Annotated in this window: 2 protein-coding genes; both read right to left on the reverse strand. The window is 51.3% G+C overall.

Going from position 1 to position 1,893, the window contains the following annotated elements:
• Positions 1 to 1,026: GTP-binding protein (locus tag B7C60_RS18620; protein ID WP_245869023.1), on the reverse strand; the 1,026-nt coding region annotated here is incomplete at its 3' end.
• On the reverse strand, positions 1,023 to 1,893 hold an 871-nt coding region (selA, locus tag B7C60_RS18625), incomplete at its 5' end, for an L-seryl-tRNA(Sec) selenium transferase (protein WP_245869025.1). The genes B7C60_RS18620 and selA, both read right to left, overlap by 4 nt.

Here is a 1,893-nt window from a genome sequence, read left to right on the forward strand (position 1 = left end):
AATGATCGCCAACCGCTGACCAAAAAACATCGGCCGTGGCTGACGAAACAGCAAACGCGCCAAATGGGTATTGGGCAATGGAATACACTGTGCAAGACCATGCCACGTACCCACCGCAACTTCCACTTCGCTCGAACGGATTAAACTCGCATCGCTATAACGATCGTTCAGCCGTACAATGCAACTGTCAGTAAGTGTCACCGGGGCCGACGGCGCACATAGCAAATCACCACGTTGCACCTGTTTTCGGCTTAAACCTTTAATATTGAGCGCCACACGGCAGGTGGCCGAGATCTCATTCACTTGTTGGTGATAACACTGAATCGAACGGATCGCCCCCGTCGTTCCATAAGTTGGACTGAGTAACTTATCACCAACACTCACGGTACCTTGGGCCAGCGTTCCGGTTACAATCGTGCCGACGCCATTGGCTACAAACACGCGATCAACATACAGCAGCGGCGTAGTCGTATCACCCGGCATCGCGTCGGACGGTTCAACTCGCGTCACCATGTCGAGTAAGGTTTGGCGCAACGTATCAATCTTGTGTCCCGTCAGCGCACTCACACACACCACTTCAGGTACGATGCCCGTAACGTCCATAATGCTTTCTAATGCCGACTCTTCAACTTCTGCGAGTACTTGTTCACTCACGAGATCACTTTTGTTGATGCACACCACGATATTTTTCACGCCCATCGCGCGCGCCAAGCGCATGTGGGCGAAAGTCATCGGCATACATCCTTCGGTGGCAGAAATCACTAACAACAGAATATTGATGTGCCACACGCCAGCCACCATGTTACGCACGTAGCGCTCATGCCCCGGCACATCAATGATGCCTATGGTGCAGCCCTGTTGGTCTTCGAAATGAGCAAATCCCAAATCTTGCGTCATGCCGAGCGCTTGTTCGTGCGGGCGTGCAGTCATCATACCCGTTAGCGCTTTTACTAATGTGGTTTTACCGTGATCGACGTGACCCGCTAGACCAATAACGGTCTGTGGTGACATTTCTATACCACTCATGCGTGTTCACCACGGTCGAGCTGTTGAAAAAAACTATCTAAGCGTTCGACAAAGGCCGCCTGATCCGCCTCAAGCACCGTGGTGAGATTCAACACCACCTGATTGTTGTGCAAATAACCAAAGATGGCAGGCGTGCCAAGACGTAAATGGTCAAGTAATGCTTGTGGTTTCAGTGGCGTGTTCAGCACTAAACCACAACCAGAATAGGTTTGTGCAGGCATAGCACCACCGCCGACTTGAGTGGGCAGTTGCACAAATGTCACTCTATGATGCCAACGCTGCGCGAGCGTTTCACACCATTGACGCGCCTGCGGCAAGTTGGCCAGCGTGCGTTCAGCAATGCCTTGCCCTGAAGTCTCTTGGTTAAGCTTACGAACCAGCAACTCTTCCATCAGTGACAAAATAATTCGTCCGCAACGAAATGCGCGCATCATCGGGTTACGACCCAGACGTTGAATGAGTTCATCACGACCAGCGATCAAGCCAGCTTGCGGGCCCCCCAAAATTTTGTCGCCGGAAAAACAGACCAAATCCGCGCCCATGTCTAGATAGGTCGCCAGTTGCGTTTCGTCTGATGAAAAACGTTCAGTTGACATGCCAGAGCCCTGATCAATCACCAAATTGACATGACTGGGCAAACGACGTTTTACCTCTCGAATATCAGGAGATTCGGTAAACCCGCCAATGAAGAAATTCGATTGATGCACCATCAAAACCATCGCCGTATCTTCGGTAATCGCGTTGATGTAATCATCGGCCGTGGTAACGTTCGTAGTCCCCACTTCAACCAGTTTGCAGCCCGACAGCGCCAAAATATCGGGAATGCGAAACCCGCCACCAATTTGAATTTGTTCGCCTCGAGACACA

Source organism: Vibrio fujianensis (assembly GCF_002749895.1).
In the GTDB taxonomy this organism is placed as follows: Bacteria; Pseudomonadota; Gammaproteobacteria; order Enterobacterales; family Vibrionaceae; genus Vibrio; species Vibrio fujianensis.